Here is a 26,210-nt window from a genome sequence, read left to right as displayed (position 1 = left end):
GGGCCCGGCCGGTCGCTCGATCGTAGGAAGCCCGCGGGGCCGGAACGGTTCGCCGGTCGGCAGGAGACCTACGGTCCCGGATATGACCCTGTCACCTGCGCCACCCCTGCCCGCTGCCCCTGAGCAAGCCGCTGACGCCGACCCGCGTCCGGACCGGCCGTGCGTCACCGAACTGCGCCTGTCCGCCTTCGCCGGGCATCGCCGGGCCGCCTTTCCACTGGGCCCGTTGACGCTGTTCACCGGGCCGAGCGGTTCGGGCAAGTCACGCGCGTTGCAGGCGTACGGGGCCCTCGCGCGGCTCGGCGGCGGTGCGGAGCTGGCCGAGGTGTTCCCCGACCCGGTGGCCTGCGTCCCCGAGCGGGCGCGGCCCGACGCCCAGTGGCGGCGCGGCTTCCGGATCGGCTGCACGGCCGACGGCCCTCAGGGACCCGTCCGGCTCGACGTCGCCGTGCAGGCCGAGCCCGAACTGCGCATCGTCGGCGAACGGTTGACGTCCGGCGGTCTCGTCCTGCTGGAGACCGCACTGCGCGACCCGAGCCGCCCGGTGGTGCAGGCGGCCTGGCACACCGCCGGCGCCTCCCCGGTCACCCGGGGGCCGCTCCCCGACGACCGTCTCGGCACCGCGCTGCTGCCGCTGCGCGTCGCGGGCAAGACCGACGGCCAGCGCAGGGTGCTCGCCGCCGCCGAGCAGATGGTGGTCGCCCTGCGCTCGGGCTTCGCCTGCGACCCCAGCCCCCGCCGGATGCGTGCCCCCGTCCCACTGGGCGCGGGCCGGCTGCTGCCGGACTGCTCCAACCTCGCGGACGTCCTGTGGCGCACGCGCGCGGAGTGCGGCCGGCGGCACGCCCTGCTGACGGCGGCGGTCGCTGCCGGGTGCGCGGGGGAAGTCGTCGACCTGCTGGCGGAACCGCTCGGCGACGGCACGGTCCGCGCGCTGCTCGACCGGGGCGACGGACAGCGCACCCCGCTGAAGCTGCTGGGCGACGGCGAACTGCGGTACGTGGCCCTGGCCCTCGTCCTTCTCACCGGCCCGGGCGTCCTGGAGGTCGACCCGGTGGGGGAGGTGCCGGCGGCGCTGCAGACCCTCACGGTCCTGGCGGACGGCTTCGACCGCCGCATGGACCGGCTCCAGGCACGTGAACTGCTCCGGCTGGCGGCGCGGATGTGCGAGCGGGGCCACACCCGGCTGGTGGGCACGGTGAGCGAGACGTCCCTGACGGCGGGGGTGGACGGGGCGACGGTGGTAGACCTGAGCGCGTGACAGAGGAACCCGGGCAGCCCAAGGACCTGACCGTGGCGCGGCTGCAGCGCCGGCTCGCCGACTTCGCGGCCGCCCGCGCCTGGCAGCCGTACCACACCCCCAAGAACCTGGTGGCGGCGCTCAGCGTGGAGGCGTCCGAACTCGTCGAGATCTTCCAGTGGTTGACGCCGGAGGAGTCCGCGCGGGTCATGGAGGACCCGGACACGGCCCACCGGGTCACGGACGAGGTCGCGGACGTCCTGGCGTACCTGCTCCAGCTCTGCGAGGTACTGGGCATCGACGCGCTGGCGGCACTGGACGCGAAGATCGACCGCAACGAGGAGAGGTTTCCGGCGCCCGGGAAGGACTGATCACAGGAGGCCGGATCGTCACTCTCCGGAGTCATTGAGTTGTCCACATCCCCCTGGTTGTCCACAGATTTCGTACCAGCTCTGGCTTTTCGGCCCGACTGCACTCACTCTGGGTAGTGGACACCGGAGTGCGGGCAGACGTGCGGGAGCGTGCGTCGGACAGAGCGGGGGCAGGGCATGGATGCGGTGCGGCTCATCGTGGCGAGCAGGCGCGCCCTGGCGGGGAGCGAGGACGGGCCGAGGATCATGACGGAGGCGTGGCAGGCGTACGCCCTGGCACAGGCGATCGGCAGCCGCCTGGCCGTCTCGGGCCCACCCGAACTACGCGGCGAGGCACTGGGGTTGACGGAGCTGGCGGGCAGGGGATGCGGCGTGCTGGACACACCGCCCGTCGACATGGCCGATCTGCGTGCGGCCCAGCTCACCGAGCTGGGCGACGCCCGCAAGGCGCTTTTGGACCTCGGCTCCCTCCTCATGGAACTGGGCATGGCCCTGGTCGCGGTGGCGAGCGCGGCGGACGACGAGGGCACGTACTGGCAGTGCATGGAGGCGATAGACGCGGCGGACGAGTCGAGGGACCGGGTCAGGGAGATGCTGCGCAGACTGGCGGCGAGAGACGGCGAGATACGGGAGCGGGACCGGGCGGCGGGCTGAGTGACGGTGCCGTCCGCGCCGCGGCCCGGGCAGCAGCGCGGGGGCTCAGCCCCGGTCGCCGTCGCCGGTCTTCGGCCCCCGTAGCTCCGCCCCCAGTTCCGTCAGGTCCGCGGTGAGCGCCGCCATCAGCCTCTCCATCCGCTCCAGCAGCCCCTCGGGCTGCCCGGAGGCAGCCTCGTGCGGCACCCCGCCGGGGGACACGGCTTCCTGGGACATGTGCTGGGACATGAGACCTCCTCGGCCCTGACGCCCCCGGGCGCGGCCGCCGGCGACGGGTGCCGGGCGGTCCGGCTCCGCACCAGCAACGATCACCACCGGACACGGTCACCGATCATCCGCACATCGGCCCGTCGGATGGACGGATTTTCACCCGCCCGGGGCCGGAGGCGGCGGCGGGAGGGTTCGGTCGACCGGTGATCGACCGTGCAGGATGGAGGTATGGATCTTCGCATCTTCACCGAGCCCCAGCAGGGCGCCACCTACGACACCCTCCTCGCCGTCGCCAAGGCCACCGAGGACCTCGGCTTCGATGCCTTCTTCCGCTCCGACCACTATCTGAAGATGGGCAACGTGGACGGCCTCCCCGGCCCCACCGACGCCTGGATCACCTTGGCGGGCCTCGCCCGTGAGACCAAACGCATCCGCCTCGGCACGCTGATGACCGCCGCCACCTTCCGGCTTCCCGGCGTCCTCGCCATCCAGGTCGCCCAGGTCGACCAGATGTCCGGGGGACGCGTCGAACTGGGCCTGGGCGCGGGCTGGTTCGAGGAGGAGCACAGGGCGTACGGGATCCCCTTCCCGACGGAGAAGTTCGCCCGCCTCGAGGAGCAGCTGGAGATCGTCACCGGGCTGTGGGCGACCAAGACCGGCGAGACCTTCGACTTCCACGGAAAGTACTACGACCTGACCGACTCGCCCGCCCTGCCCAAGCCCGCCCAGGACAGGATCCCGGTGCTCATCGGGGGCCACGGCGCCACCCGCACCCCGCGGCTCGCCGCCCGGTACGCCGACGAGTTCAACATCCCGTTCGGGTCGATCGAGGACAGCGAGCGCCAGTTCGGCCGGGTCCGGGCCGCCGTGGAGGAGGCCGGACGGCACCCGGACGCCCTGACGTACTCGACGGCACTCGTGGTCTGCGTCGGCAAGGACGACCAGGAGGTGGCGCGTCGTGCCGCCGCGATCGGCCGCGAGGTCGACGAGCTGAAGGCCAACGGGCTGGCGGGCACCCCGGCCGAGGTCGTCGACAAGATCGGCCGGTACGCGGAGATCGGCGCCCGGCGTGTCTACCTCCAGATCCTCGACCTGGATGACCTGGACCACCTGGAGCTGATCTCCTCCCGGGTCCAGTCCCAGGTGAAGTAGCCCGGACGGGCCCCGGAGACGTGTGCGCCCCGCGCCTCGGGGTGGGGCGGCACGGTTCTAAATCCGGTGGTCCCCGGTGCCCCGGGACCGGGAGACTCAGGGCATGTTCCTGACCATCGGCACTACCGGCACGCCCGAACGCCCCGCGACCGACCTCGGCTTCCTGCTGCACAAGCACCCCGACACCGCGCAGGCGTTCTCCACCTCCTACGGCACGGCGCACGTCCTCTACCCCGAGGCGGACGCCGAGCGCTGCACGGCCGCGCTGCTGCTGGAGGTCGATGCGGTGGCGCTGGTGCGCAGGGGCAAGGGCAAGGGCCGCGGTGGCGCGCCCGACGCGGCGCTCGCGCAGTACGTCAACGACCGCCCCTACGCGGCGTCCTCCCTGCTCGCCGTGGCGCTGAGCAATGTGTTCTCCACCGCGATGAGGGGCGTGTGCAAGGCCCTGCCGGGGCGCGCCGAGCAGCCGCTGCCGTTGCGCGTCGAGATACCCGCGCTGCCGGCCCGCGGTGGACCCGACCTCGTACGGCGTCTCTTCGAGCCGCTCGGCTGGACGGTCACCGCCGAACCGGTCGCGCTGGACGTCGAGTTCCCGGAGTGGGGCGACTCCCGCTATGTGCGTCTCGTTCTGGAGTCCGACACCCTGACCCTGGCGCAGGCCCTGCGCCACCTGTACGTGCTGCTGCCCGTCCTCGACGACGCCAAGCACTACTGGGTCTCCCCCGAGGAGGTCGACAAGCTGCTGCGGGCCGGTGAGGGCTGGCTGCCCGGCCACCCGGAGCAGAAGCTGATCACCAGCCGCTACCTGGCGCGCCGCTGGTCGCTGACCCGGCAGGCGATGGAGCGGCTGGAGCTGGTGCGGCTCGCGGAGACGGACGACAGCGAGGTGGAGGAGATCGACAACGCGGTCCTGGACGACGACGCGGTCCTGGACGGCGACGCGGTCGAGGGGGCGGGCGACGCGGTCGAGGAGGAGACCGGGACGGAGGAGAAGCCGGTCCCGCTCGCCGTGCAGCGCAGGGAGGCCGTCGTCGCGGCGCTGAAGGAGTCCGCCGCCGCCCGGGTCCTGGACCTCGGCTGCGGGCAGGGCCAGTTGGTGCAGGCACTGCTGAAGGACGCGCGGTTCACCGAGATCGTCGGTGTCGACGTGTCGATGCGGGCGCTCACCATCGCCTCCCGGCGGCTGAAACTGGACCGCATGGGGGAGCGGCAGGCGTCCCGCGTCCGGCTCTTCCAGAGCTCGCTGGCGTACACCGACCGCCGGCTCAAGGGGTACGACGCCGCCGTGCTGAGCGAGGTGATCGAGCACGTCGACCTGCCCCGGCTGTCCGCCCTGGAGTACGCGGTGTTCGGCGCGGCCCGCCCGCGCACGGTCCTCGTGACGACGCCGAACGTCGAGTACAACGTGCGCTGGGAGAGCCTGCCTGCCGGCCACGTACGGCACGGCGACCACCGCTTCGAGTGGACGCGGAAGGAGTTCCGCGCCTGGGCGGGCCGGGTCGCCGAACGGCACGGATACACCGTCGGGTTCCGGCCCGTGGGCCCCGACGACCCCGAGGTGGGGCCGCCCACGCAGATGGCCGTGTTCACCCTGACCACCACGACCACCGCCACCACGACCACCGCCACCACGACCACCACGAAGGAGGGGGAGGCAGCATGACCGTGACCGAGACCAAGGGGCGCACCCTGCCCGTCACCGACCTCTCCCTCGTGGTGCTGATCGGCGCCTCCGGATCGGGCAAGTCCACCTTCGCCCGCAGGCACTTCAAGCCGACCGAGGTCATCTCCTCCGACTTCTGCCGCGGCCTGGTGTCCGACGACGAGAACGACCAGAGCGCCACCCGGGACGCCTTCGACGTCCTGCACTACATCGCCGGCAAGCGCCTCGCGGCCGGCCGTCGCACCGTCGTGGACGCGACGAGCGTGCAGCAGGACGCCCGCCGTCAGCTGATCGACCTGGCCAAGCAGTACGACGTCCTGCCCATCGCGATCGTGCTGGACGTACCGGAGGAGGTGTGCGCCGAGCGCAACGCGGCCCGCACCGACCGGGCGGACATGCCCCGCCGGGTCATCCAGCGCCACACCCGCGAACTGCGCCGTTCGCTCAGGCACCTGGAGCGCGAGGGCTTCCGCAAGGTGCACGTCCTGCGGGGCGTGGAGGAGGTCGAGAACGCGACCGTCGTCACCGAGAAGCGCTTCAACGACCTGACCCACCTCACCGGCCCCTTCGACATCATCGGCGACGTGCACGGCTGCTCCTCGGAACTGGAGGCGCTGCTCGGCAAGCTGGGCTACGTCGACGGGGTCCACCCCGAGGGCCGTACGGCGGTCTTCGTCGGCGACCTGGTGGACCGCGGCCCCGACAGCCCGGGCGTGCTGCGCCGCGTGATGTCGATGGTGAAGTCGGGCGACGCGTTGTGCGTGCCGGGCAACCACGAGAACAAGTACGGGCGGTACCTCAAGGGCCGCAACGTCCAGCACACCCACGGACTCGCCGAGACCGTCGCGCAGATGGAGGGCGAGAGCGAGGAGTTCAAGCAGGAGGTACGGGAGTTCATCGACGGCCTGGTCAGCCACTACGTCCTCGACGGCGGCAGGCTGGTCGTCTGCCACGCGGGTCTGCCCGAGAAGTACCACGGCCGCACCTCCGGCCGGGTCCGCTCGCACGCGCTGTACGGCGACACGACGGGGGAGACGGACGAGTTCGGGCTGCCGGTGCGCTACCCGTGGGCGGAGGACTACCGGGGCCGGGCGGCAGTGGTGTACGGCCACACGCCGGTCCCGCAGGCCACCTGGCTGAACAACACCATCTGCCTGGACACCGGCGCGGTGTTCGGCGGCAGGTTGACCGCGCTGCGCTGGCCCGAGCGGGAGCTGGTCGACGTACCGGCGGAGCGGGTCTGGTACGAGCCGGCCCGGCCGCTGGCCACCGAGGCGCCCGGCGGCCACGAGGGCCGTCCGCTGGACCTGGCGGACGTGCACGGCCGCAGGGTGGTGGAGACCCGGCACGCGGGCCGGGTCTCGGTCCGCGAGGAGAACGCGGCGGCGGCCCTGGAGGTCATGAGCCGCTTCGCGGTGGACCCACGCCTGCTGCCGTACCTGCCGCCGACCATGGCGCCCACGGCCACCTCGCGCGTCGAGGGCTACCTGGAGCACCCGGAGGAGGCCTTCGCGCAGTACCGGGAGGACGGGGTCGCACGGGTCGTGTGCGAGGAGAAGCACATGGGGTCGCGGGCGGTGGCCCTGGTGTGCCGGGACGCGGAGGCGGCGGGCAAGCGCTTCGGTGTCGCCGGCCCGACGGGTTCGCTCTACACGCGCACGGGCCGCCCGTTCTTCGACGACGAGTCGGTGACGGAGCAGATCCTCGGTCGGCTGCGCACGGCGATCGGCGCCGCGGGTCTGTGGGAGGAACTCGGGACGGACTGGCTGCTGCTGGACGCGGAGCTGATGCCGTGGTCGCTGAAGGCGTCGGGACTGCTGCGCGGTCAGTACGCGGCGGTGGGCGCCGCGTCCGGTGCCGCGTTCCCGGGCGCGCTGGCCGCGCTGGAGGGCGCGGCGGCCCGGGGCGTCGACGTCGCCGGCCTGCTGGACCGCCAGCGCGAACGTGCTGCCGACGCGGCGGCCTTCACGGCGGCCTACCGCCGCTACTGCTGGTCGACGGACGGTCTGGAAGGCGTCCGCCTGGCCCCGTTCCAGCTGCTGGCGGTGCAGGGCCGCAGTCTCGCGGCCGTGCCGCACGACGAGCAGCTGGCGCTGCTCGACCGCCTGGTCGAGCACGACGGAACCGGCCTGCTGCAGACGACTCGCCGTCTGTACGTCGACACCGGCGACCCGGAGTCGGTGCGGGCGGGGGTCGACTGGTGGCTGGAGATGACGGGCCGGGGTGGCGAGGGCATGGTCGTCAAGCCCGTCCAGGCGCTGGTCCGCAGCACGGCCGGCCGCCTGGTGCAGCCGGGCATCAAGTGCCGTGGCCGCGAGTACCTCCGGATCATCTACGGCCCGGAGTACACGCGCCCGGACAACCTCGCCCGGCTCCGCCAGAGGTTCCTGAACCACAAGCGCTCCCTGGCGATCCGCGAGTACGCCCTGGGCCTCGAGGCCCTGGACCGCCTGGCGGAGGGCGAACCGCTGTGGCGGGTGCACGAGGCGGTGTTCGCGGTGCTGGCCCTGGAGTCGGAGCCGGTGGACCCCCGCCTGTGAGACGCGACCGCCGCCGGCAAGGGGCGGCCGGGGCCGGGACCGGGGCACCAGCCCCGGCCCGTGCCGCGGGGCCCCGATCCAGCCGCCCCGAGTCGGTGTCGGCCGGAGTCGGTGTCGGCCGGAGTCGGTGTCGGCCGGAGTCGGTAGCGGTCGGAGTCGGTGTCGGCCGGAGTCGGTAGCGGTCGGAGTCGGTGTCGGTCGGAGTCGGTAGCGGTCCGAGTCGGTAGCGGTCCGAGTCGGTGCCGGCCGGAGTCGGTAGCGGTCCGAGTCGGGTGTCCGTCCGAGTCGGTGTCGGCCCGAATCGGGTCTCGGCCCGAATCGGGTCTCGGCCCGAGTCGGTGTCGGCCGGAATCGGGTATCGCTCCGAAACGGTATCGGTCCGATTCAGCGCGAACGAGGGGTGAACGCGTGCCCGAATGGTCAGGATGGAGGCATGGGATTCCACGTCGATTCCGAGGCCGGGCGGCTGCGGCGCGTCATTCTGCACCGGCCCGATCTCGAGCTCAAAAGGCTCACCCCGAGCAACAAGGACGCGCTCCTCTTCGACGACGTGCTGTGGGTACGGCGGGCGCGCGCGGAGCACGACGGGTTCGCCGACGTGCTGCGCGACCGCGGGGTGACCGTGCATCTCTTCGGTGACCTGCTCACCGAGGCCCTCGACATCCCGGCGGCCCGGTCCCTGGTCCTGGACCGTGTCTTCGACGAGAAGGAGTACGGTCCGCTCGCCACCGACCACCTCCGCGCCACCTTCGACGCCCTGCCCTCCGCGGAGCTCGCCGAGGCGCTCGTCGGCGGCATGACCAAGCGGGAGTTCCTCGACGCGCATCCGGAGCCGACCTCCGTGCGGTTCCATGTGATGGAACTCGACGACTTCCTCCTGTGGCCCCTCCCCAGTCACCTGTTCACACGCGACACCTCCGCCTGGATCTACGACGGGGTCTCCATCAACGCCATGCGCTGGCCCGCTCGTCAGCGCGAGACCGTGCACTTCGAGGCGATCTACCGGCACCACCCGCTGTTCCGTGACGAGGACTTCCACCTCTGGTCCGAGGGCCAGTCCGACTACCCGTCCACCATCGAGGGCGGCGACGTGCTCGTCATCGGCAACGGCGCGGTGCTCATCGGCATGAGCGAACGGACCACGCCCCAGGCCGTCGAGATGCTCGCGACCAAGCTCTTCGCCGCCGGGTCGGCCCGGACCATCGTCGCGCTCGACATGCCGAAGAGCCGCGCCTTCATGCACCTCGACACGGTGATGACCATGGTCGACGGCGACACGTTCACCCAGTACGCGGGGCTCGGCATGCTCCGCTCCTACACGATCGAGCCCGGCGCCGGGGACAAGGAGCTGAAGGTCACCGATCATCCGCCGGAGCACATGCACCGGGCGATCGCCGCCGCGCTGGGGCTCAGCGAGATCCGGGTGCTGACCGCCACGCAGGACGTGCACGCGGCCGAGCGGGAGCAGTGGGACGACGGGTGCAACGTCCTGGCGGTGGAGCCGGGGGTCGTCATCGCCTACGAGCGGAACTCCACCACCAACACGCATCTGCGCAAGCGGGGGATCGAAGTGATCGAGATCCCGGGGAGTGAGCTGGGGAGGGGACGGGGTGGCCCTCGGTGCATGAGCTGCCCGGTGGAGAGGGACCGCGTGGGTGGGTGAAAGAACCAGGCTCCGTATAGAAATGTGGGGCGTCGTATAGACTTCCATTCGTTCCCGTGTTCGTCCCCGTCCCCTCGTACTTCTGGAGCGCCCCCATGGCGACAGTCCCGACCGCCCTCGCCGGACGCCACTTCCTCAAGGAGCTGGACTTCAGCGCCGAGGAGTTCCGTGGTCTGATCGAGCTGGCCGCCGAGCTGAAGGCGGCCAAGAAGGCCGGGACCGAGACGCGGTACCTGACGGGGAAGAACATCGCGCTCGTCTTCGAGAAGACCTCGACGCGTACGCGCTGCGCGTTCGAGGTGGCCGCCGCCGACCAGGGTGCCCACACCACCTACCTGGACCCCGCGGGCTCCCAGATCGGGCACAAGGAGTCCGTCAAGGACACCGCGCGCGTCCTCGGCCGGATGTTCGACGCCATCGAGTACCGCGGACACGGTCAGGACATCGTCGAGGAGCTGGCCGCGCATGCCGGGGTCCCCGTCTACAACGGCCTCACCGACGAGTGGCACCCCACCCAGATGCTCGCCGACGTGCTCACCATGACCGAGCACTGCGACAAGCCGCTGACGGAGATCGCCTACGCCTACCTGGGGGACGCCCGCAACAACATGGGCAACTCCTACCTCGTCACCGGCGCCCTGCTCGGGATGGACGTCCGCATCGTCGGACCCCGGGTGCTGTGGCCGGACCAGGCCGTCGTCGAGGCGGCCCAGCGGCTCGCCGAGGACTCCGGCGCCCGGATCACGCTCACCGAGGACGTGAAGGAGGGCGTGCGCGGCGCCGACTTCGTCGCCACCGACGTGTGGGTGTCGATGGGTGAGCCCAAGGAGGTGTGGGACGAGCGCATCGAGCTGCTCGGCCCGTACGCGGTGACCATGGACGTGCTGCGGGCCACCGGCAACGACTCGGTGAGGTTCCTGCACTGCCTGCCGGCCTTCCACGACCTCGGCACCGCCGTCGGCCGCGAGATCCACGAGCGGCACGGCCTCACCGAGCTGGAGGTCACCGACGAGGTCTTCGAGTCCGGGCACTCCGTCGTCTTCGACGAGGCGGAGAACCGGATGCACACCATCAAGGCGGTCCTCGTCGCGACCCTCGCCTGACCGGATCCTTCGCCTGACCCGATCCTTCGCCTGACCGGATCCTTCGCCTGACCGGATCCTTCGCCTGACCGGCTGCGACGGCGGCCACAGCGCAAGTCCCGCACCCTCCCGTACGATCTCCGGCGGACCCGGAACCACCCGTTCCGTGCCCGTCGAGCGGCCCACCCGGTCGCGCCCCACCACTGAAAAGAGCACCACCCGTATGCCCGGCAGCCCTGCCAACCCGTTCCGCATCAAGTCCCCCGAGCTGCTCGTCGCCGAGGCCGGTACCGATCTCGCCGGGCACGGCCTCAAGCGCCACATGGGCCTGTTCCAGCTCGTCTGCTTCGGCATCGGCGCGATCGTCGGCACCGGCATCTTCGTCGGACTGTCCGACTCGGTCGCCCAGGCCGGGCCCGGCGTCGTCGTCTCCTTTGTGCTCGCCGCGCTGACCTGCGTGTTCACCGCGTTCGCCTTCGCCGAGCTGGGCGGCGCCATTCCGGTCTCCGGGTCGTCGTACTCCTTCGCCTACGCCGGGCTGGGCGAGGGGACGGCCTTCCTCGTCGGCTGGTGCCTGCTCCTGGAGTACGGCGTGTCCGTGTCGGCCGTCGCGGTCGGCTGGAGCCAGTACGTCAACGAGCTGCTGCACAGTCTCACCGGATGGGAGCTGCCCGCCGCGCTCTCCGCCGGACCCGGCGACGGCGGGATCGTCAACCTGCCGGCCGTGATCGTCATCGCCCTGGCCTGCGTCCTCCTCGTGCGCGGCGTGCGCGAGAGCGCACGGGCCACCGCCGCCATGGCCGTCCTCAAGCTCGCGATCCTGGTCGCCTTCTGCGCCATCGGGTTCACCGCCTTCAAGCACGGCAACCTGACGCCGTTCGCGCCGGCCGGCCTCGGCGGCATCGGCGCGGGCACCACGGCCGCCTTCTTCTCGTACATCGGCTTCGACGCGATCACCACCGCCGGTGAGGAGGCCCGGAACCCGCGGCGCGACATTCCCGTCGCGATCCTGGTCTGCATCGGACTGGTCACCCTGCTGTACTGCGCGGTCGCGCTCGCCGCGATCGGCGCCATCGGCGGGCCCGCGGTCGGCGGCCGGCCCGCCGCGCTGTCGTACGTCGTCAACCAGGTCACCGGCTCCACGGTCGGCGGCGGTGTCATCGCCTTCGGCGCGGTCGTCGCCATCGCCTCGGTCGTGCTCGCCGTGATGTACGGCCAGACCCGCATCCTCATGTCCATGGCGCGCGACGGGCTCATCCCGCGCATCTTCGAACGGGTCTCGCCGAGGACCTCGACGCCGGTCGGCGGCACCCTGATCGTCGCGATCGTCTTCGCGATCCCGGCGGCCTTCGCCTCGCTCGACTCGGTGGTCAACCTGTGCACCATCGGCACGCTCGCCACGATGGCGGTGGTCAATGTGGCCGTGATCGCGCTGCGCCGTCGTGAACCGGGCCTCGCCCGCAGCTTCCGCGTGCCGCTCTACCCGGTGATGCCGCTGCTCGGCGTCGGCTTCTGCCTGTACCTGATGTACGAGACGGGCTGGGCGACCTGGGCACAGTTCGCGGTGTTCCTCGCGGTCGGCTCCCTCGTGTACGCCCTCTACGGGCGCCGGCACTCCCGGCTCACGGCCGGGGCCGTCACAGCGGACGCCGCTGAGCGGGAACCACAGGCAGTCTGAACCACACCGCCTTGCCGGACTCGGTGGGGCGGTGCCCGCAGGACGAGCTGAGCGCGCGGATCAGCAACAGCCCCCGGCCGTGCTCCTGCCAGGGGTCGGGGGCCACCGGGAGCGGGTGGGTGAGGTGGCCGGGCGGCGCGGGGTCCGGGTCGTGCACCTCCACCGTGCAGCCGGTCGGCAGCAGCTCCACGACCAGCTCGATCGGCCCGTCCCCCGCGGTGTGCTCCACGGCGTTCGCGACCAGTTCCGCGGTCAGCAGCTCCGCGGTGTCGCTGTCGGCCGCGTGCTCCAGCTCCGCCAGCGCCGTACGGACCAGCGCGCGGGCGACGGGCACGGCGGCGGTGGTGTGCGGCAGGGCGATGCGCCAGGAGGCGAGTGCGGGGGATTCGTACAAGGCGGGTCCGTTCATGGCGCAGGCGGTCCTGCTTTCAACAAAGGGCATCGTACGGCGCGCCCCCTGCGGGGCGGTCGGCGGGATTCGCCGGGGCGTCGTCGACCCCGGCGCCGACTGCCTACCCGTACCGATGGCCCGTCGTGCATGCCGGCGCCTGCCGTTACCGGCCTGTCGAGAAGGTGTGACAGCCGGGCCGCCGAGCCCTCGTATCGCGCACTCATGACGACAGTCACGAATCAGTGATAACTTCATGACAGAGCAGCAGCGAGGACCGCCGCCCCCGTCCGAGGAGGCCGCACGTCATGAGTCCCTTCACCGGCTCCGCCGCCCGCACCTCCGACTGGCGCCATGTGCGGTGCGTCCACGACAACGGGGTCGCCACGGTCACCCTGGCCCGCCCCGGAAAAATCAACGCGCTCACCTTCGGCGCCTACGCCGACCTGCGCGACCTGCTCGCCGAACTGTCCCGGGAGAGGTCCGTACGCGCCCTGGTCCTGGGCGGCGAGGGACGCGGCTTCTGCTCGGGCGGAGACGTGGACGAGATCATCGGCGCCACGCTGTCCATGGACACGGCCCAGTTGCTGGACTTCAACCGGATGACCGGGCAGGTCGTACGGGCCCTGCGGGAGTGCCCGTTCCCGGTGATCGCGGCGGTGCACGGGGTGGCCGCGGGCGCGGGCGCCGTCCTCGCCCTGGCCGCCGACTTCCGCGTGGCGGACCCCACCGCGCGCTTCCAGTTCCTCTTCACCAGGGTCGGGCTCTCCGGCGGTGACATGGGGGCCGCGTATCTGCTGCCCCGGGTGGTCGGGCTCGGCCACGCGACCCGGCTGCTCATGCTGGGCGAGCCGGTGCGGGCGGCCGAGGCCGAGCGGATCGGCCTGATCAGCGAGCTGACGCAGGAGGGCGGCGCCGACGAGGCGGCAAAGGCGCTGGCCCGCCGCCTGGCCGACGGCCCGGCGCTGGCGTACGCCCAGACCAAGGCCCTCCTCACGGCCGAACTGGACATGCCGCTCGCGGCATCGGTGGAACTGGACGCGGCGACCCAGGCCCTGCTGATGAACAGCGAGGACTACGCGGAGTTCCACGCGGCCTTCTCGGAGAAACGGGCGCCCAAGTGGCGGGGGAGGTGACCATGACCGGCACCGGAGGGCGGCCGCTGCGCGTCGCCGTCATCGGCGGCGGCCCCGGTGGCCTCTACGCCGCCGCCCTGCTCAAGCGGCTCGACCCGGCCCGCGAGGTGACCGTCTGGGAGCGGAACGCGCCCGACGACACCTTCGGGTTCGGCGTCGTCCTGTCCGACGAGACCCTCGGCGGCATCGAGCACGCCGACCCCGTCGTGTACGCCGCGTTGAAGGACGAGTTCGTGCGGTGGGACGACATCGACATCGTGCACCGGGGCGTGCGCCACACCTCCGGCGGCCACGGTTTCGCCGCGCTCGGCAGGCGGCGGCTCCTCCGGATCCTGCACGAGCGCTGCCGCTCCCTCGGCGTCGACCTCCGCTTCCGCACCGAGGCCCCGTACCCGGCCTGGCTCACGGAGGCGTACGACCTCGTCATCGCCGCCGACGGAGTGCACAGCGGCACACGCGAGGCGTACGCCGAGGTGTTCCGGCCCTCGATCGAGGAGCACCGCTGCCGGTACATCTGGCTCGCCGCCGACTTCCCCTTCGACGCCTTCCGCTTCGAGATCGCCGAGACCGAGCACGGCGTGATGCAGCTCCACGGCTACCCGTATGCCCGCCCGTCGCCCGACCACCACCCCTCAACGAGGCCCTCCGGGCCGCAGAGTCAATTCGGTGCCTCGACGGTCATCGTGGAGATGCGCGAGGAGGTGTGGCACGCGGCCGGGTTCGCCGAGCTGGACACCGCCGAGACCATCGAGCGCTGCACCAAGATCTTCGCGGACGCCCTGCGCGGCCGGGCCCTGCGCTCCAACAACTCCACCTGGACCACCTTCCGCACGGTCGTCGCCGAGCACTGGTCCCACGGCAACCTGGTCCTGCTCGGCGACGCCGCGCACACCGCGCACTTCTCCATCGGCTCCGGTACGAAACTCGCGGTGGAGGACGCGCTCGCCCTGGTCGCCTGCCTGGAGGAACACCCTTCGCTGCCCGAGGCCCTGGCCGCCTACGAGGAGGAGCGGCGCCCGGTGGTCGCCTCCACGCAGCGCGCGGCCCGCGCCAGCCTGGAGTGGTTCGAGAACCTGAGGCTGTACCTCGACCAGCCGCCCCGCCAGTTCGCCTTCAACCTGCTCACCCGCAGCCGTCGCGTCACCCACGACAACCTGCGGCTGCGCGACCCCCGCTTCACCGAGGCGGTGGAGCGCGAGTTCGGCTGCCCGCCCGGCACACCCCCGATGTTCACCCCCTTCCGGTTGCGCGGCCTGACCCTGCGCAACCGGGTCGTGGTCTCGCCGATGGACATGTACTCGGCCGTGGACGGCGTCCCCGGCGACTTCCACCTCGTCCACCTGGGCGCACGGGCCCTCGGCGGCGCCGGGCTGGTGATGACCGAGATGGTGTGCGTGAGCCCCGAGGGCCGCATCACCCCGGGCTGCGCCGGCCTCTACACCGGACGGCAGGCCGAGGCGTGGCGGCGCGTCACCGACTTCGTGCACGGCCAGGCGCCGGGCACCGCGATCGGGGTGCAGCTCGGGCACAGCGGCCGCAAGGGCTCCACCAAGTTGATGTGGGAGGGCATGGACGAGCCGCTGGAGCAGGGCAACTGGCCGCTCGTGGCCGCCTCCCCGATCTCGTACAAACCGGGTGGCCAGACGCCCCGCGAGCTCTCCCGCGCCCAGCTGACCGACATCCGCGAGCAGTTCACCTCCGCCGCCGTCCGCGCCGCCCGCGCCGGCTTCGACCTGCTGGAACTGCACTGCGCCCACGGCTACCTGCTCTCCGGCTTCCTCTCACCGCTCACCAACCACCGCACCGACGCCTATGGCGGCTCGCTCGCCGGGCGGCTCCGCTTCCCGCTCGAGGTCTTCGACGCCGTGCGGGCGGTGTGGCCCGGGGAGCGGCCCATGACCGTACGGATCTCCGCGACCGACTGGGCCGAGGGCGGCACCACGGCCGAGGAGGCCGTCGAGATCGCCCGCGCGTTCGCCGCGCACGGCGCCGACGCGATCGACGTGTCGACGGGGCAGGTGGTGGCCGAGGAGAAGCCGGCGTTCGGGCGCTCGTACCAGACGCCGTACGCCGACCGGATCCGCCACGAGACGGGCGTACCGGTGATCGCGGTGGGCGCCATCTCGTCCTGGGACGACGTCAACTCGCTGATCCTGGCCGGGCGCACCGACCTGTGCGCCCTCGCCCGGCCGCACCTGTACGACCCGCACTGGACCCTGCACGCTGCGGCCGAACAGGGCTACGGCGGGCAGGGCGCGGTGTGGCCCGCGCCCTACCGGGCGGGCAGCAGGCGCCCCAACACCGGTCGCACCGACGCCCCCAAGCCCCGTCTGACGCTGGGAAGTTGAAAGACCTACGGCAGGTCCGCCACGCCCGCGAACACCGCCCCCGCCTCCCGCAGCCGCTCGTGCAGCGCCCGGAAGACCGCCGCCGAGCGGGCGCCCGGCCAGTTCGCGGGCAGCAGGCCGGCCGGCAGCCCGGGGTCGGCGTAGGGCAGATGGCGCCAGGAGTCCAGGGCGAGCAGATAGTCGCGGTACGCCTCCTCGGTCGGGGTGTCCTCGCGGGCCTCCCAGTCGCGCAGCACGCGCGCGTGGCGGTCGAGGAACGCCTCGTGCTGCTTGGCGATCGCGGCCAGGTCCCACCAGCGCCCCACCGCCTCCGCGGTCGGCGCGAAGCCGAGGTGGTCCCCGCGGAAGAGGTCCACGTACACGTCCAGGTGCAGCCGCTCCAGGGTGTGCCGGGTCTCCTCGTACAGGCGTGCGGGGGCGATCCACACCCCGGGGGCCGCGGTGCCGAAACCGAGCCCCGCCAGCCGGGAGCGCAGCAGGTGCCGCTTCTGCCGCTCCGACTCCGGCACGGAGAACACGGCAAGCACCCAGCCCTCGTCCTTCGGGGGCGCCGTCGCGTACACCCGGCGGTCGCCGTCCTCCAGTAGCTGCCGTGCGTCCGGCGACAGCGCGTACCCGGCCGCGCCCGTCGCCGTGCGCTCCGGCACGAGCAGTCCGCGCCGCTTCAGCCGCGACACCGACGACCGTACGGAGGGCGCGTCCACGCCGACCGCGGCGAGCAGCCGGATCAGCTCGGCCACGGGGACCGGGCCGGGGGTGAAGCGGCCGTAGGCGCCGTAGAACGTGACGATGAGGGACCTCGGGGCGTGCTGAGCGTGCTGATCGGACACGTTGATCACTTTAGATCGTCGGCGTCACTCATGATCACCTCGCGCGGGCATCGGGTCGGCGTCCGCGCGCAGCCGGAACCGCTGGAGCTTGCCCGTCGCCGTGCGCGGCAGCGCGTCCAGGAAGACGAACTCGCGCGGGCACTTGTACGGCGCCAGCTCCGACGTCAGGAAGGCGCGCAGCGCCTCCGGGTCGCGCCGCGCGCCCTGCCTGAGGACCGCATACGCCACCACGACCTGCCCGCGCACCTCGTCGGGCCGCCCGACGACCGCCGTCTCGACCACGTCCGGATGGCGCAGCAGGGCGTCCTCGACCTCGGGCCCGGCGATGTTGTACCCGGCGGAGATGATCATGTCGTCGGCGCGGGCCACATAGCGGAAGTAGCCGTCGGGCTCGCGGACGTAGGTGTCGCCGGTGATGTTCCAGCCGCCTCGGACGTACTCCCGTTGCCGTGGATCGGCGAGATAGCGGCAGCCGACCGGTCCGCGCACTGCGAGCAGTCCGGGCTCGCCGTCCGGTACGGGCACGCCGTCGGCGTCCTGCACGCGCGCGTGCCACCCCGGGACCGGAAGCCCCGTGGTTCCCGGCCGGATCCGGTCGTCCGCCGCCGAGATGAAGATGTGCAGCAGCTCGGTGGCGCCGATGCCGTTGACGATCCGCAGACCGGTGCGCTCGTGCCAGGCCCGCCAGGTGGCCTCGGGAAGGTTCTCGCCGGCCGACACACAGCGCCGCAGCGAGGTCGTGTCGTACGCGTCCAGCTCGTCGAGCATCGCCCGGTAGGCGGTCGGCGCGGTGAACAACACCGAGACCCGCTGCTCGGCGATCGCGGGCAACAGCTGCCTGGGGCCCGCCTGTTCGAGCAGTAAGGCGCTGGCGCCGGCCCGCAGCGGGAAGACGACGAGTCCGCCGAGCCCGAAGGTGAAGCCGAGCGGGGGACTGCCCGCGAAGACGTCGTCGGGGCGCGGGCGCAGGATGTGCCTCGAGAAGGTGTCCGCGATGGCGAGCAGGTCGCGGTGGAAGTGCATGCACCCCTTCGGGCGGCCCGTGGTGCCGGAGGTGAAGGCGATCAGCGCCACGTCGTCGGCCGCCGTGTCCACCGGTGCGTACGGCTCCTCGGGCACCGGCAGACGCAGCAGGTCGTCAGGGGCGTCGCCGCCGTACGGGGTGATGCGCAGCCCGGGAACGTCGGCCTTCACCAGGTCGTCCACCACGCGGACGTCGCACAGGGCGTGGCCGACCCGGGCGATGTCGCACATCGTGCGCAGCTCGTGCGGGCGCTGCTGGGCGAGCACGGTGACGGCGATCGCGCCCGCCTTCAGGACCGCCAGCCAGCAGGCGGCGAGCCAGGGGGTGGTGGGGCCGCGCAGCAGGACACGGTTGCCGGGGACGACTCCGAGACGGGAGGTGAGCGCGTGCGCGACGCGGTCGACACGGGTGCGGAGCTGTCCGTACGTCCACACGTCGCCGTCCGCCGTGTGGAACGCCGGGCGGTCGGGGGCGGTGCCCTCGAGCAGCTCGACCGCGGCGTTCAGCCGTTCGGGGTAGCACAGCTCGGGCAGGTCGAAGCGGAGCTCGGGCCACTGCTCGCGGGGCGGGAGATGGTCGCGGGCGAAGGTGTCGCGGTGGGCGGTGCGGACCGGTGGCGGAGCCTGGGCCGACGCGCGGCTCGCGGTGTCCGTGGCGCTCGCGGTGTCCGTGGCGGTCGCCGTGTCCGTGGCGGTCGCCGTGTCGGATGCGCTCGCTGTGTCCGTGGCGCTGGTGGCGTCCCTCGGGTCCATGGCGTCTCGCCCCCTTGTCGTGGTGGGCTCGCGCATCGAGCGTATCGTGTTGGTGACGACAGTCAACGGTCCGCGATACGTTCGGGTGAGCAGCCCACCCGGCCCCGAGGGGCCGTCAGGGAGAGGGGACCGGCCATGACCGCATTCTCGCTCGACCCCGCCCAGCTGGCCTGGCGTGCGGAGCTGCGCACCCTGGCCGAGCAACGGCTGCGTCCGCTCGCCGAGAAGGGCGAGCCCGGTCACGTGAACCGCGCCCTCGTCACCGAACTCGGCCGACTCGGTCTGCTCGACCGGCTGTTCACCTCCGGAGCGCTGGAACTGTGCCTGATGCGGGAGTCCCTGGCGTACGCCTGCACCGAGGCGGAGACGGCCCTCGCCCTGCAAGGGCTGGGCGCCCACCCCGTGCACGCCTACGGGACACCGGCCCAGCGCGCCCGCTGGCTGCCCGGCGTCCGGGCCGGCACCACGGTCGCCGCCTTCGCGCTGACCGAGCCGGACGCGGGGTCGGACGCGGCGGCGCTGTCCCTCGCGGCCGAGGCCGACGGCCCCTCCGGGTGGCGGCTCACCGGTGAGAAGTGCTGGATCTCCAACGCCCCGGAGGCCGACTTCTACACCGTCTTCGCCCGCACCGCCCCCGGCGCGGGCGCCCGCGGTGTGACCGCGTTCCTCGTCCCCGCCGACCGCCCCGGCCTGACCGGCACCCCCCTCGACATGCTCTCGCCGCACCCCATCGGCACGCTCGCCTTCGACGCGGTGCCCGTGACCGGGGGCGACCTGCTCGGCGAGGCCGACCGCGGCTTCCGGGTCGCCATGGGCACCCTCAACCTCTTCCGCCCCAGCGTCGGCGCGTTCGCGGTCGGCATGGCGCAGGCCGCCCTCGACGCGACCCTCGCCCACACCGCCGGAAGGGACGCCTTCGGCGGCCGGCTGAAGGACCTCCAGGCGGTCTCCCACCAGGTCGCCGAGATGGCCCTGCGCACCGAGGCGGCCCGCCTCATGGTCTACTCGGCCGCGACGGCGTACGACGAAGGCGCCCCGGACGTCCCCAAGCGCGCCGCCATGGCGAAGCTGCTCGCCACCGAGACCGCGCAGTACGTCGTCGACGCCGCCGTGCAACTGCACGGCGCCCGCGCGCTGCGCCGCGGCCACCTCCTCGAACACCTCTACCGCGAGGTGCGCGCACCCCGGATCTACGAGGGCGCGAGCGAGGTGCAACGCGGCATCGTCGCCAAGGAGTTGTACGCCACCGTGGAGGCCCCGTGACCAGTGAGCGCGTCAACCCGCCCGACCTCTCCCCGGCCAAGGGGTTCTCGCACGCGGTCGTCGCCACCGGCACCCGCGTGGTCTTCCTCGCGGGCCAGACCGCCCTCGACGGCGACGGCAAGGTGGTCGGCGACACGCTCCCCGAGCAGTTCGAGCGCGCCCTCGCCAACCTGCTCACCGCCCTGCGCGCCGCCGACGGCACCCCCGCCGACCTCGCCCGCGTCACCGTCTACGCCACCGACGTGGCCGACTACCGTGCGCACGCCCCCGAACTGGGCCGCATCTGGCGGCGGCTGGCGGGCCGTGACTACCCCGCGATGGCCGTCGTGGGGACCACGCGCCTGTGGGACGAGCAGGCGCTCGTGGAACTGGACGGCTTCGCGGTGCTCCCGTAGCCACGCCACGGGCATGACCTGTGCGTGCCTCGGGCGAGTCGAGGGGAGTCGTCACATGCCCGAGATCACGCTGACCGCAGGCCCCGTCGCCTATGAGGACACGGGCGGCGACGGCCCGGTCGTGGTCCTCCTGCACGGCCTGGTGCACGACCACACCGTCTGGCGCTAGGTGACCTCCCCAAAGCTCCCGGCTGCGCTCGAGCAGGGGGGCAGCGCGGCACACCGTTGCCGGACGAGATCGTGGACGGCTGGCTGCGGCCCCTGCGCACCGACAAGGCCATCCGCGCGACTTCGGGCACTACGGCACCCATCTCCGCAGGACCGAACTCCTGGAAGCCGATCAGGCATTGAAGACGTTCGACCGGCCTGTGCTTCTGGGCGACCGAGCAGGCGCCAGGTGGCGGGCGCCGCCCGACCGTCGGCGCGGACTCGCCACCGAAGGGGTGAGGATCACGGGCCGGGACGCGAGGGCCCGGTACCTATGGAATCCGCAATTCCGGGTATTTCAGGAGGTGCTTCCATGATCCTGCGCCAGGTCGTCGGGACGGTCCTCGTGCCGGCCGTCGGTGCGGCCCTGCTGCTGTCCGTCGCCCCCTCCGCGGGCGCACTCGCCGTCCGTTCGTCCGACGAGGTGACCGTCGATCCGACCGGACACCTGGCGCCCGACGGCACGATCACCCTCTCCGGCACCTACCGCTGCGTGGGTAGCGGGGGAGGCCCCGTCTTCGTCTCCGCCTCGGTCTCCCAGGCCGACCCCCACGTCAGCCACGGCGTCGGCAGCACCCTGGCGGTCTGCGACGGCCTCGGGCACCGCTGGACCGCATCCGAGACCCGCAAGGACGCTTACACCACGGGCCGCGCGCACGTCGAGGCCACACTGTTGGAACTGAGCGGCTCCGGACTCCCGCTGCCGCGCTTGCACGCGGTCCGCCGACAGGACGTGACCCTGACCGCGGGATGAGACCAGCCGGCCTGGCGACCTGCCGAATTGGGCAGTTCCGGATCGCTGACCTGCACGGAGTCGCCGGACCTGGAATCGGTCTCCGAGCTCGTCGTGCAAGCCGTGGCCCAAGGCACCGGACAGGAGTGCACCTCCCATCCGTGCCACCGCTCGGGCCGCGCCACGCGACGCCGCTCAAAGCCCTTGCCGCACAAGCGTGAGGACTCATCGGTCGCTGGGAGTAGGTCCTGCGGCGAGCGGCGTGACGATGAATGAGGGTCGGCGGCCGCCACTCACCAGGACCGGGTGTCCTGGTGGGCGGCGGCCGGCGAGGGCTGGAAGTGGCCGACCTGTTCGCCGAACGCCGGATTCGGCAGTCGGCGGCCGCGGCGGCGGTGGTTCAGCAGTCGCGGAACTCCGGCGACTGGTTGAGGATCTGCGAGCGCAGGGAGGTGAAGCGGGTGTGCGTTTCGCCGCCGCGCGCCTCGGGGTGGAAGGCGGCCACGCGGTGGCAGTTCTGGAAGGCGAGGGCGATGCCGAAGTGGCGTTCCAGGCTGCCCCGGATCGCGTCGCTGGACAGAGCGCGCAGCAGCTGGCCGCGCTCCTTCTCGGAGGGCGGCGGGGTTTGGTTGTCGGCGAACTCTGCAGGGCCGGACCGCAGTTCGTCCGCCAGGCGGGCGATGAGGTCGTAGGCGTACGGCAGGGACGTACGGACCGTTTCCACGAAGTCCTGCTCCTGCACCTCGCCGTTCTCGGCTTCGGCGAGCAGCTGCGGGGAGACGTCGAGTGACATGAAGGGGCGTCCTGTTCTGTTTCTGTCGTTCGGTGCTTGAGGGGGTGTGGGTCAGGCGAGGGCGGCCAGGGCTGTGGGGCCGTGCTGGAAGTCCGGATCGACCTGGGTGGCGAGGTCCTGGCCGGTGGCCTCATTGGCCCAGGCGGCGGCGTTGCGCAGGTGGAAGTCCACGGCGTGCTTCTGGAAGGCCGCCCAGTCCTTGGGGCGGGCGTCCACGGCCGCGCGCAGCCGGTCCAGGGTGCGGGTGTTGTGCAGCTCCAGCTCGCCGTGGCCGCGGCCCTGTTCCTGGGCACGTACGTAGGAGGACTGCTCGCAGTGGGCAAGCAGGTCCTCGCCGACGTGCTCCTTGAGGAAGAGCAGGTCGTCCTCGCCGGTGACCTTGTTGCCGACGACGGCGACCGGGATCCCGAACTCGGCCGCGTGGTCGCGGTACTGGCGATACACGGAGACGCTCTTGCGGGTCGGTTCCACGACCAGGAACGTCATGTCGAAGCGGGTGAACAGGCCAGAAGCGAAGGCGTCGGCGCCGGCGGTCATGTCGATGACGACGTACTCGCCGGGGCCGTCGACGAGGTGGTTGAGGTACAGCTCGACCGCGCCCAGTTTGGAGTGGTAGCAGGCCACGCCGAGATCGCTCTCGTCGAAGGCGCCGGTCACCATGAGCGGGACGCCTGCGACCTCCTGGACGTGGTGGCCGTGGATCTCGTCGTCGCCGAGCAGCCGCAGCAGCCGGGAGCCGCGTCCGGGCGGCGTCGTCTTCACCATCGCCTCGCGGGACGGGATCCGCGGGTTCGTGCCCCGCAGGTACTCCTTGATCTCGCCCGTGCGCGCGCTGAGCGGCGGCGCGGCGAAGACCTCGTCCTCGTCGAGGCCGAGAGCGTGGGCCAGGTGCTGGTTGATGTCGCCGTCGATCGCGACGACCGGCGCTCCGGAGCGCGCCAGGTGACGGGAGAAGAGGGCGGACAGGGTCGTCTTGCCGCTGCCGCCTTTGCCGACGAAGGCAACGCGCATGGCTTCAGCCGCTCCTATTGAAAATGGATGTCATGCGCATAGGCTGGTGGTACGGCGGGGCGGTGTCAAATCGCCGGCGTCCCAACTAGGGCGGCCCATTCGGCGAGTTGGGTCGCCCGTTGCGCAGACGGGGGATTTCTTTGACCCATACGGAGGAGACGGAAGATGAGCGATGCCGCAGACGGCCGTCAGGACCGCCCTCTCGCCCTTGTCGTCTGCGGCTCCTGCCATGCCGCCCCGACCGGGCGGCGTCGGCGTGCACGGGCGCGGCCCCGCGCGGTGGGCCTCGTGCGCCTCTGCCCGGAGCCCGGCTGACGGCCGTCCCCGCTCAAGGTGGGGCCACAACGCAACCAGTGACCGTCGGCAGGGACTTCGAGGCTGTCACGCGCTCACACCGGCACCTGTATTGGTCCGTCGCCCCTGCCGTGTTGCACCCAGCGGTCCTGGAGCACGCTCGTCTCGGCTGCGCCCTCCTCCCTGAAACGGCCGACCCGGCCGTCAGACCCTCGCAGCCGCACTGGCCGAGTCCTATCTCCTTGCCGGCCGCATCGAGTTCTTCGACCTGCGAGAGCCGGAGCAGGCTTCGGAGACCCTCCTGCGGGCTCTACAGGCCGCCGCCGAAGCGGACGATGCGCTGCTCGGCGCAGCCGTCCTCGCGCACATGGCCTTCATTCCGGGCTGGGCGGACGACCGGGAGGCAGCAGTCGAGCGCATGATGGCCGCCCGTGCCTATGCTCGCCGCGGACAGGCGTCAGCGGAGTTCTGGGCGTGGCTGGATGCCGTCGAAGCGGAATGCGAGACTCGCTGCGGAGATCCGCATGCGGCAGTGCGCTTGATCCGCCATGCCGAGGACACGGGCTTCGGACACGGTGGTCAGTGTGCGGGAGCGGTGCTCGGCTGCGGAGCATGCCGGGCGGCATCGCGCGGTCGTGGCAGTCCTTCGGGCGGCCGGGCTCGCTCCGTGGGGAGACCGTACGGGGCACGAGGGCATGCGCTCGGCATGCTCACGCGCTGACGGTGCTCCTCATACGGACCGGTCGCGCGCGCAGATTGATCGTGAAACCGGGCAGGTGCAGGTCAGACTGCGTTCCCGAGCCCGGTGGGTGGGCGTCCAGGCCCGTGGTGTCGGGGATCAGTTCGGCGGGAGGCGGTGTCGGTCGGCGGGCTGCATGAGGAGCGTCATGAAGGGCGGGCCGGCCGTGGTTGCGCCGAGCTGGGTGTGTCGGCTCTGCCCGGGCCTGCGGGCATCTGCCCCAGCCTGCCACTGAACGGCAGATGGCGGGCAGGTTCACCACGGTGTCGGCGCCGGCCGTTCGCCGGGGCCGCGGATGCTGCGTTCGTACCGGTGACTGCGGCCCTGAGATGTGCCTGCACGGTGGGGGGCAGCGTGGCGCCGTGGACAGTGCTCACCAGCGCACTTGCCAGGCGGTGCAGCTTGGTGTTGGTGGTCTGCGAGGTGGTGACCAGCACGTTCCAGGCCGCCTCGGGGCTCAGGCCGAAGGTGGCCATCAGGATGCCGCGGGCCAGGTCGATCGTCGGCCGGGTCCGCATGGCACGCCGCAGCTGACTGACCTCGCTGCGCAGGTCCTGGTCGGCGTCATGGCACGCATTCGTGTCGTGGCCACCCGGGCGCCTGCTGTCCTTGGCGTCCGGGGCGGGGTGTGCGAACAACTGGCGGGTACCGGTCAGCTCGAGCAGCCGGCCCACCGGGGGACTTGCGGCACGGATAGCTACGGTCTTGCCCTGGCGGAGAGCTCGCTGACGCAGTTCGAGCAGGAGGTTGAGGCCGGAGCAGTCGCAGAATCCGACCGCGCGCAGATCCAGGTCGATGGCGCTGCCCGAGCGGTGCAGGGCTTCGTGCATCTCGCTCCGGATGAGCGGTACGGCATCGAGGTCGAGTTCGCCCCGCACGGTCACGCTCGTGCGGTCGCCGTCCGCCACGATGTCGACCGTCGCCAGGCATGGCCAGTCGGCCGCGGGCCGGGTGTCGCTCTTGGGGCGTTGCGTGCCCTTCGCGCTGTGGGACCGCGCAGAGTGCGCAGGTTCCGACATGGCCCGTCTCCCCTGTCTGACCGCCTGTTGCGCGTCCAGACTCGCCTCCTCACCCGACATACGTCAACCAATACATGAAACCAGGTACGTGTTTACTGGTTCGTGAACGGCCATTCGGTAAAGTGCGAGCATGGATACCGCACCCGAGCCGCACACCGGATGGACGTTCCTGACCAACCACGCCCGGGTGCTGGCCGTCATCGCCGACAACCACAACGCCCGCATCCGTGACATCGCCGTGCACTGCCGGCTCACCGACCGCGCCGTTCAGAAGATCATTTCCGACCTCGAACAGGACGGTTACCTCTCCCACACCCGGGAAGGGCGTACCAACACCTACCGGATCGATCCCACCAAGGTGCTGCGCCACCCGGCCGAAGCAGGAGCCGGACTGACCGTGGCCGCACTGCTGTCCATGCTCGTGAAGGACGAGGCCGACCGCGCCCCGGCCCCAGTGGGCACAGCCGCCGGCCCGGCGCCTGATTACCCCGCACGACTGTGAAGACCCTGACGGACCACCCGAACAGCGTCGGGCTCCCGGGCGCCCGCCCGTATCTGGCGATACCGGCTGTCAGATACTCGTTTCACGATCAAAGGGCGGAGGAGGCGCCGAGGGTGTTTTCGGTGGACGTCGAACCGGGCGGGCTGGGGTGTGTGATCGCTCTACGCGGCGAGCTGGACTTCAACAGCGCCGTGCAGCTGCGCGAGGCGGTGGATGCGGTGCTCGCCGGGCCGCAGCCGCCGGAGGTGGTGGTGATCGACTGCTCCGCCCTGACGTTTTGCGACTCATCCGGCATCAACGCTCTGATCACAACGCACCAGCGGCTGGCGGCGTACAGGGGTGTGCTGCGGCTGGCGGCAGCCCCTGGCTCGGTGACGCGGGTGTTCGCGCTCACGGGTCTGGACCAGGTCATCGGCCTGTATGGCACGGTGGCGGATGCGTCGGCCGCCGAGGCAGGCGGGCCGGCGCCCCGCCCGGGGGACGGATCGTCTTCGCCGCAGGCGGCGAGTGAGAGGTAGCAGGG

Annotated in this window: 24 protein-coding genes and 1 pseudogene; 18 read left to right on the top strand and 7 right to left on the bottom strand. The window is 71.9% G+C overall.

Annotated elements, in window-relative coordinates; translation table 11 throughout:
* The first annotated feature begins 82 nt into the window (after positions 1-82).
* From SY2F82_RS08975 to SY2F82_RS08965, 3 genes are all read left to right on the top strand, one after another.
* Complete coding sequence (locus tag SY2F82_RS08975; RefSeq protein ID WP_200418423.1) at positions 83-1,261, top strand: AAA family ATPase; 1,179 nt, start codon at positions 83-85, stop codon at positions 1,259-1,261.
* Positions 1,258-1,611: a nucleotide pyrophosphohydrolase gene (locus tag SY2F82_RS08970; RefSeq protein WP_200418422.1), complete on the top strand. Its 354-nt coding sequence runs from the start codon at positions 1,258-1,260 to the stop codon at positions 1,609-1,611. The genes SY2F82_RS08975 and SY2F82_RS08970 overlap by 4 nt, the downstream gene beginning before the upstream one ends.
* Positions 1,612-1,788: 177 nt before the next feature.
* Entirely contained in the window at positions 1,789-2,265 is a 477-nt protein-coding gene (locus SY2F82_RS08965) for a DUF6099 family protein (RefSeq protein WP_200418421.1), read from the top strand.
* 45 nt (positions 2,266-2,310) lie between these two features.
* On the opposite strand, the gene SY2F82_RS08960 is transcribed toward SY2F82_RS08965, so the two are convergent.
* Positions 2,311-2,493 (bottom strand): hypothetical protein, encoded by a 183-nt coding sequence (locus SY2F82_RS08960; RefSeq protein WP_146067853.1) that lies wholly within the window; start codon positions 2,491-2,493, stop codon positions 2,311-2,313.
* A gap of 210 nt (positions 2,494-2,703) precedes the next feature.
* On the opposite strand from SY2F82_RS08960, the gene SY2F82_RS08955 reads away from it, so the two are divergent.
* The 6 genes from SY2F82_RS08955 (at position 2,704) to SY2F82_RS08930 (ending at position 12,253) form a co-directional block, all read left to right on the top strand.
* Positions 2,704-3,627, top strand: a complete 924-nt coding sequence (locus SY2F82_RS08955) for an LLM class F420-dependent oxidoreductase (RefSeq protein WP_200418420.1) — start codon at positions 2,704-2,706, stop codon at positions 3,625-3,627.
* Between the two features lie 103 nt (positions 3,628-3,730).
* Positions 3,731-5,290, top strand: a complete 1,560-nt coding sequence (locus SY2F82_RS08950) for a 3' terminal RNA ribose 2'-O-methyltransferase Hen1 (RefSeq protein WP_200418419.1) — start codon at positions 3,731-3,733, stop codon at positions 5,288-5,290.
* Positions 5,287-7,830, top strand: coding sequence for a polynucleotide kinase-phosphatase (locus SY2F82_RS08945; RefSeq protein WP_200418418.1), 2,544 nt, complete (start codon positions 5,287-5,289; stop codon positions 7,828-7,830). Before SY2F82_RS08950 ends, SY2F82_RS08945 begins: the two co-directional genes overlap by 4 nt.
* A gap of 433 nt (positions 7,831-8,263) precedes the next feature.
* Positions 8,264-9,493, top strand: a complete 1,230-nt coding sequence (locus tag SY2F82_RS08940) for an arginine deiminase (protein WP_200418417.1) — start codon at positions 8,264-8,266, stop codon at positions 9,491-9,493.
* A 95-nt stretch (positions 9,494-9,588) separates the two neighbouring features.
* Positions 9,589-10,596 (top strand): ornithine carbamoyltransferase, encoded by a 1,008-nt coding sequence (gene argF / locus SY2F82_RS08935; RefSeq protein ID WP_200418416.1) that lies wholly within the window; start codon positions 9,589-9,591, stop codon positions 10,594-10,596.
* Positions 10,597-10,798: 202 nt separating this feature from the next.
* Positions 10,799-12,253, top strand: a complete 1,455-nt coding sequence (locus SY2F82_RS08930) for an amino acid permease (protein WP_200418415.1) — start codon at positions 10,799-10,801, stop codon at positions 12,251-12,253.
* On the opposite strand, the gene SY2F82_RS08925 is transcribed toward SY2F82_RS08930, so the two are convergent.
* Positions 12,213-12,662 (bottom strand): ATP-binding protein, encoded by a 450-nt coding sequence (locus SY2F82_RS08925; RefSeq protein WP_200418414.1) that lies wholly within the window; start codon positions 12,660-12,662, stop codon positions 12,213-12,215. The two genes, SY2F82_RS08930 and SY2F82_RS08925, sit on opposite strands and share 41 nt — an antisense overlap.
* 287 nt (positions 12,663-12,949) lie before the next feature.
* Between SY2F82_RS08925 and SY2F82_RS08920 the strand changes: the two genes are divergently transcribed.
* The gene (locus tag SY2F82_RS08920; protein WP_200418413.1) at positions 12,950-13,777 is read left to right on the top strand and encodes an enoyl-CoA hydratase family protein; all 828 of its coding nucleotides are present in this window, start codon (positions 12,950-12,952) and stop codon (positions 13,775-13,777) included.
* A 2-nt stretch (positions 13,778-13,779) separates the two neighbouring features.
* Positions 13,780-16,125 carry a bifunctional salicylyl-CoA 5-hydroxylase/oxidoreductase gene (locus SY2F82_RS08915; RefSeq protein WP_200418412.1) on the top strand — a complete coding sequence of 782 codons (2,346 nt, stop codon included), beginning with the start codon at positions 13,780-13,782 and terminating at the stop codon, positions 16,123-16,125.
* A gap of 5 nt (positions 16,126-16,130) precedes the next feature.
* On the opposite strand, the gene SY2F82_RS08910 is transcribed toward SY2F82_RS08915, so the two are convergent.
* Positions 16,131-16,964 (bottom strand): PaaX family transcriptional regulator C-terminal domain-containing protein, encoded by an 834-nt coding sequence (locus SY2F82_RS08910; RefSeq protein WP_200418411.1) that lies wholly within the window; start codon positions 16,962-16,964, stop codon positions 16,131-16,133.
* 15 nt (positions 16,965-16,979) lie between these two features.
* The gene (locus SY2F82_RS08905; RefSeq protein WP_236041281.1) at positions 16,980-18,767 is read right to left on the bottom strand and encodes an AMP-binding protein; all 1,788 of its coding nucleotides are present in this window, start codon (positions 18,765-18,767) and stop codon (positions 16,980-16,982) included.
* Between the two features lie 99 nt (positions 18,768-18,866).
* On the opposite strand from SY2F82_RS08905, the gene SY2F82_RS08900 reads away from it, so the two are divergent.
* The 4 genes from SY2F82_RS08900 (at position 18,867) to SY2F82_RS08885 (ending at position 21,350) form a co-directional block, all read left to right on the top strand.
* Positions 18,867-19,994: an acyl-CoA dehydrogenase family protein gene (locus SY2F82_RS08900; RefSeq protein WP_200418410.1), complete on the top strand. Its 1,128-nt coding sequence runs from the start codon at positions 18,867-18,869 to the stop codon at positions 19,992-19,994.
* Positions 19,991-20,389, top strand: a complete 399-nt coding sequence (locus SY2F82_RS08895; protein ID WP_200418409.1) for a RidA family protein — start codon at positions 19,991-19,993, stop codon at positions 20,387-20,389. Before SY2F82_RS08900 ends, SY2F82_RS08895 begins: the two co-directional genes overlap by 4 nt.
* Positions 20,390-20,444: 55 nt before the next feature.
* Positions 20,445-20,558 (top strand): alpha/beta fold hydrolase, encoded by a 114-nt coding sequence (locus SY2F82_RS39835; RefSeq protein ID WP_374707137.1) that lies wholly within the window; start codon positions 20,445-20,447, stop codon positions 20,556-20,558.
* 351 nt (positions 20,559-20,909) lie between these two features.
* A complete protein-coding gene (locus tag SY2F82_RS08885) occupies positions 20,910-21,350 on the top strand; it encodes a DUF6299 family protein (protein ID WP_200418408.1) in 441 nt (146 codons plus the stop codon).
* 379 nt (positions 21,351-21,729) lie between these two features.
* Here SY2F82_RS08885 and SY2F82_RS08880 read toward each other — a convergent pair whose 3' ends face one another.
* Both SY2F82_RS08880 and SY2F82_RS08875 read right to left on the bottom strand, forming a co-directional pair.
* Positions 21,730-22,122, bottom strand: a complete 393-nt coding sequence (locus SY2F82_RS08880; protein WP_200418407.1) for an SCO5389 family protein — start codon at positions 22,120-22,122, stop codon at positions 21,730-21,732.
* A 51-nt stretch (positions 22,123-22,173) separates the two neighbouring features.
* The gene (locus SY2F82_RS08875; RefSeq protein ID WP_200418406.1) at positions 22,174-23,133 is read right to left on the bottom strand and encodes an adenylyl-sulfate kinase; all 960 of its coding nucleotides are present in this window, start codon (positions 23,131-23,133) and stop codon (positions 22,174-22,176) included.
* A 287-nt stretch (positions 23,134-23,420) separates the two neighbouring features.
* Here SY2F82_RS08875 and SY2F82_RS38735 point away from each other — a divergent pair.
* Positions 23,421-23,989: pseudogene (locus tag SY2F82_RS38735) on the top strand (transcriptional regulator); the annotation flags it as partial.
* 323 nt (positions 23,990-24,312) lie between these two features.
* Here the strand turns inward: SY2F82_RS38735 and SY2F82_RS08870 are convergent.
* The gene (locus SY2F82_RS08870; protein WP_200418405.1) at positions 24,313-25,185 is read right to left on the bottom strand and encodes an anti-sigma factor antagonist; all 873 of its coding nucleotides are present in this window, start codon (positions 25,183-25,185) and stop codon (positions 24,313-24,315) included.
* Positions 25,186-25,315: 130 nt separating this feature from the next.
* Here SY2F82_RS08870 and SY2F82_RS08865 point away from each other — a divergent pair, with 130 nt between their 5' ends.
* Positions 25,316-25,687 carry a helix-turn-helix domain-containing protein gene (locus SY2F82_RS08865; RefSeq protein ID WP_200418404.1) on the top strand — a complete coding sequence of 124 codons (372 nt, stop codon included), beginning with the start codon at positions 25,316-25,318 and terminating at the stop codon, positions 25,685-25,687.
* Positions 25,688-25,809: 122 nt separating this feature from the next.
* Positions 25,810-26,205 (top strand): STAS domain-containing protein, encoded by a 396-nt coding sequence (locus SY2F82_RS08860; protein WP_200418403.1) that lies wholly within the window; start codon positions 25,810-25,812, stop codon positions 26,203-26,205.
* Positions 26,206-26,210 lie beyond the last annotated feature (5 nt).

The organism is Streptomyces sp. Y2F8-2, from assembly GCF_014905555.1.
Classification (GTDB): Bacteria; Actinomycetota; Actinomycetes; order Streptomycetales; family Streptomycetaceae; genus Streptomyces; species Streptomyces cynarae.
Note: the sequence above shows the minus strand (reverse complement) of the source record. Positions and strands in the feature narration are given on the sequence as shown.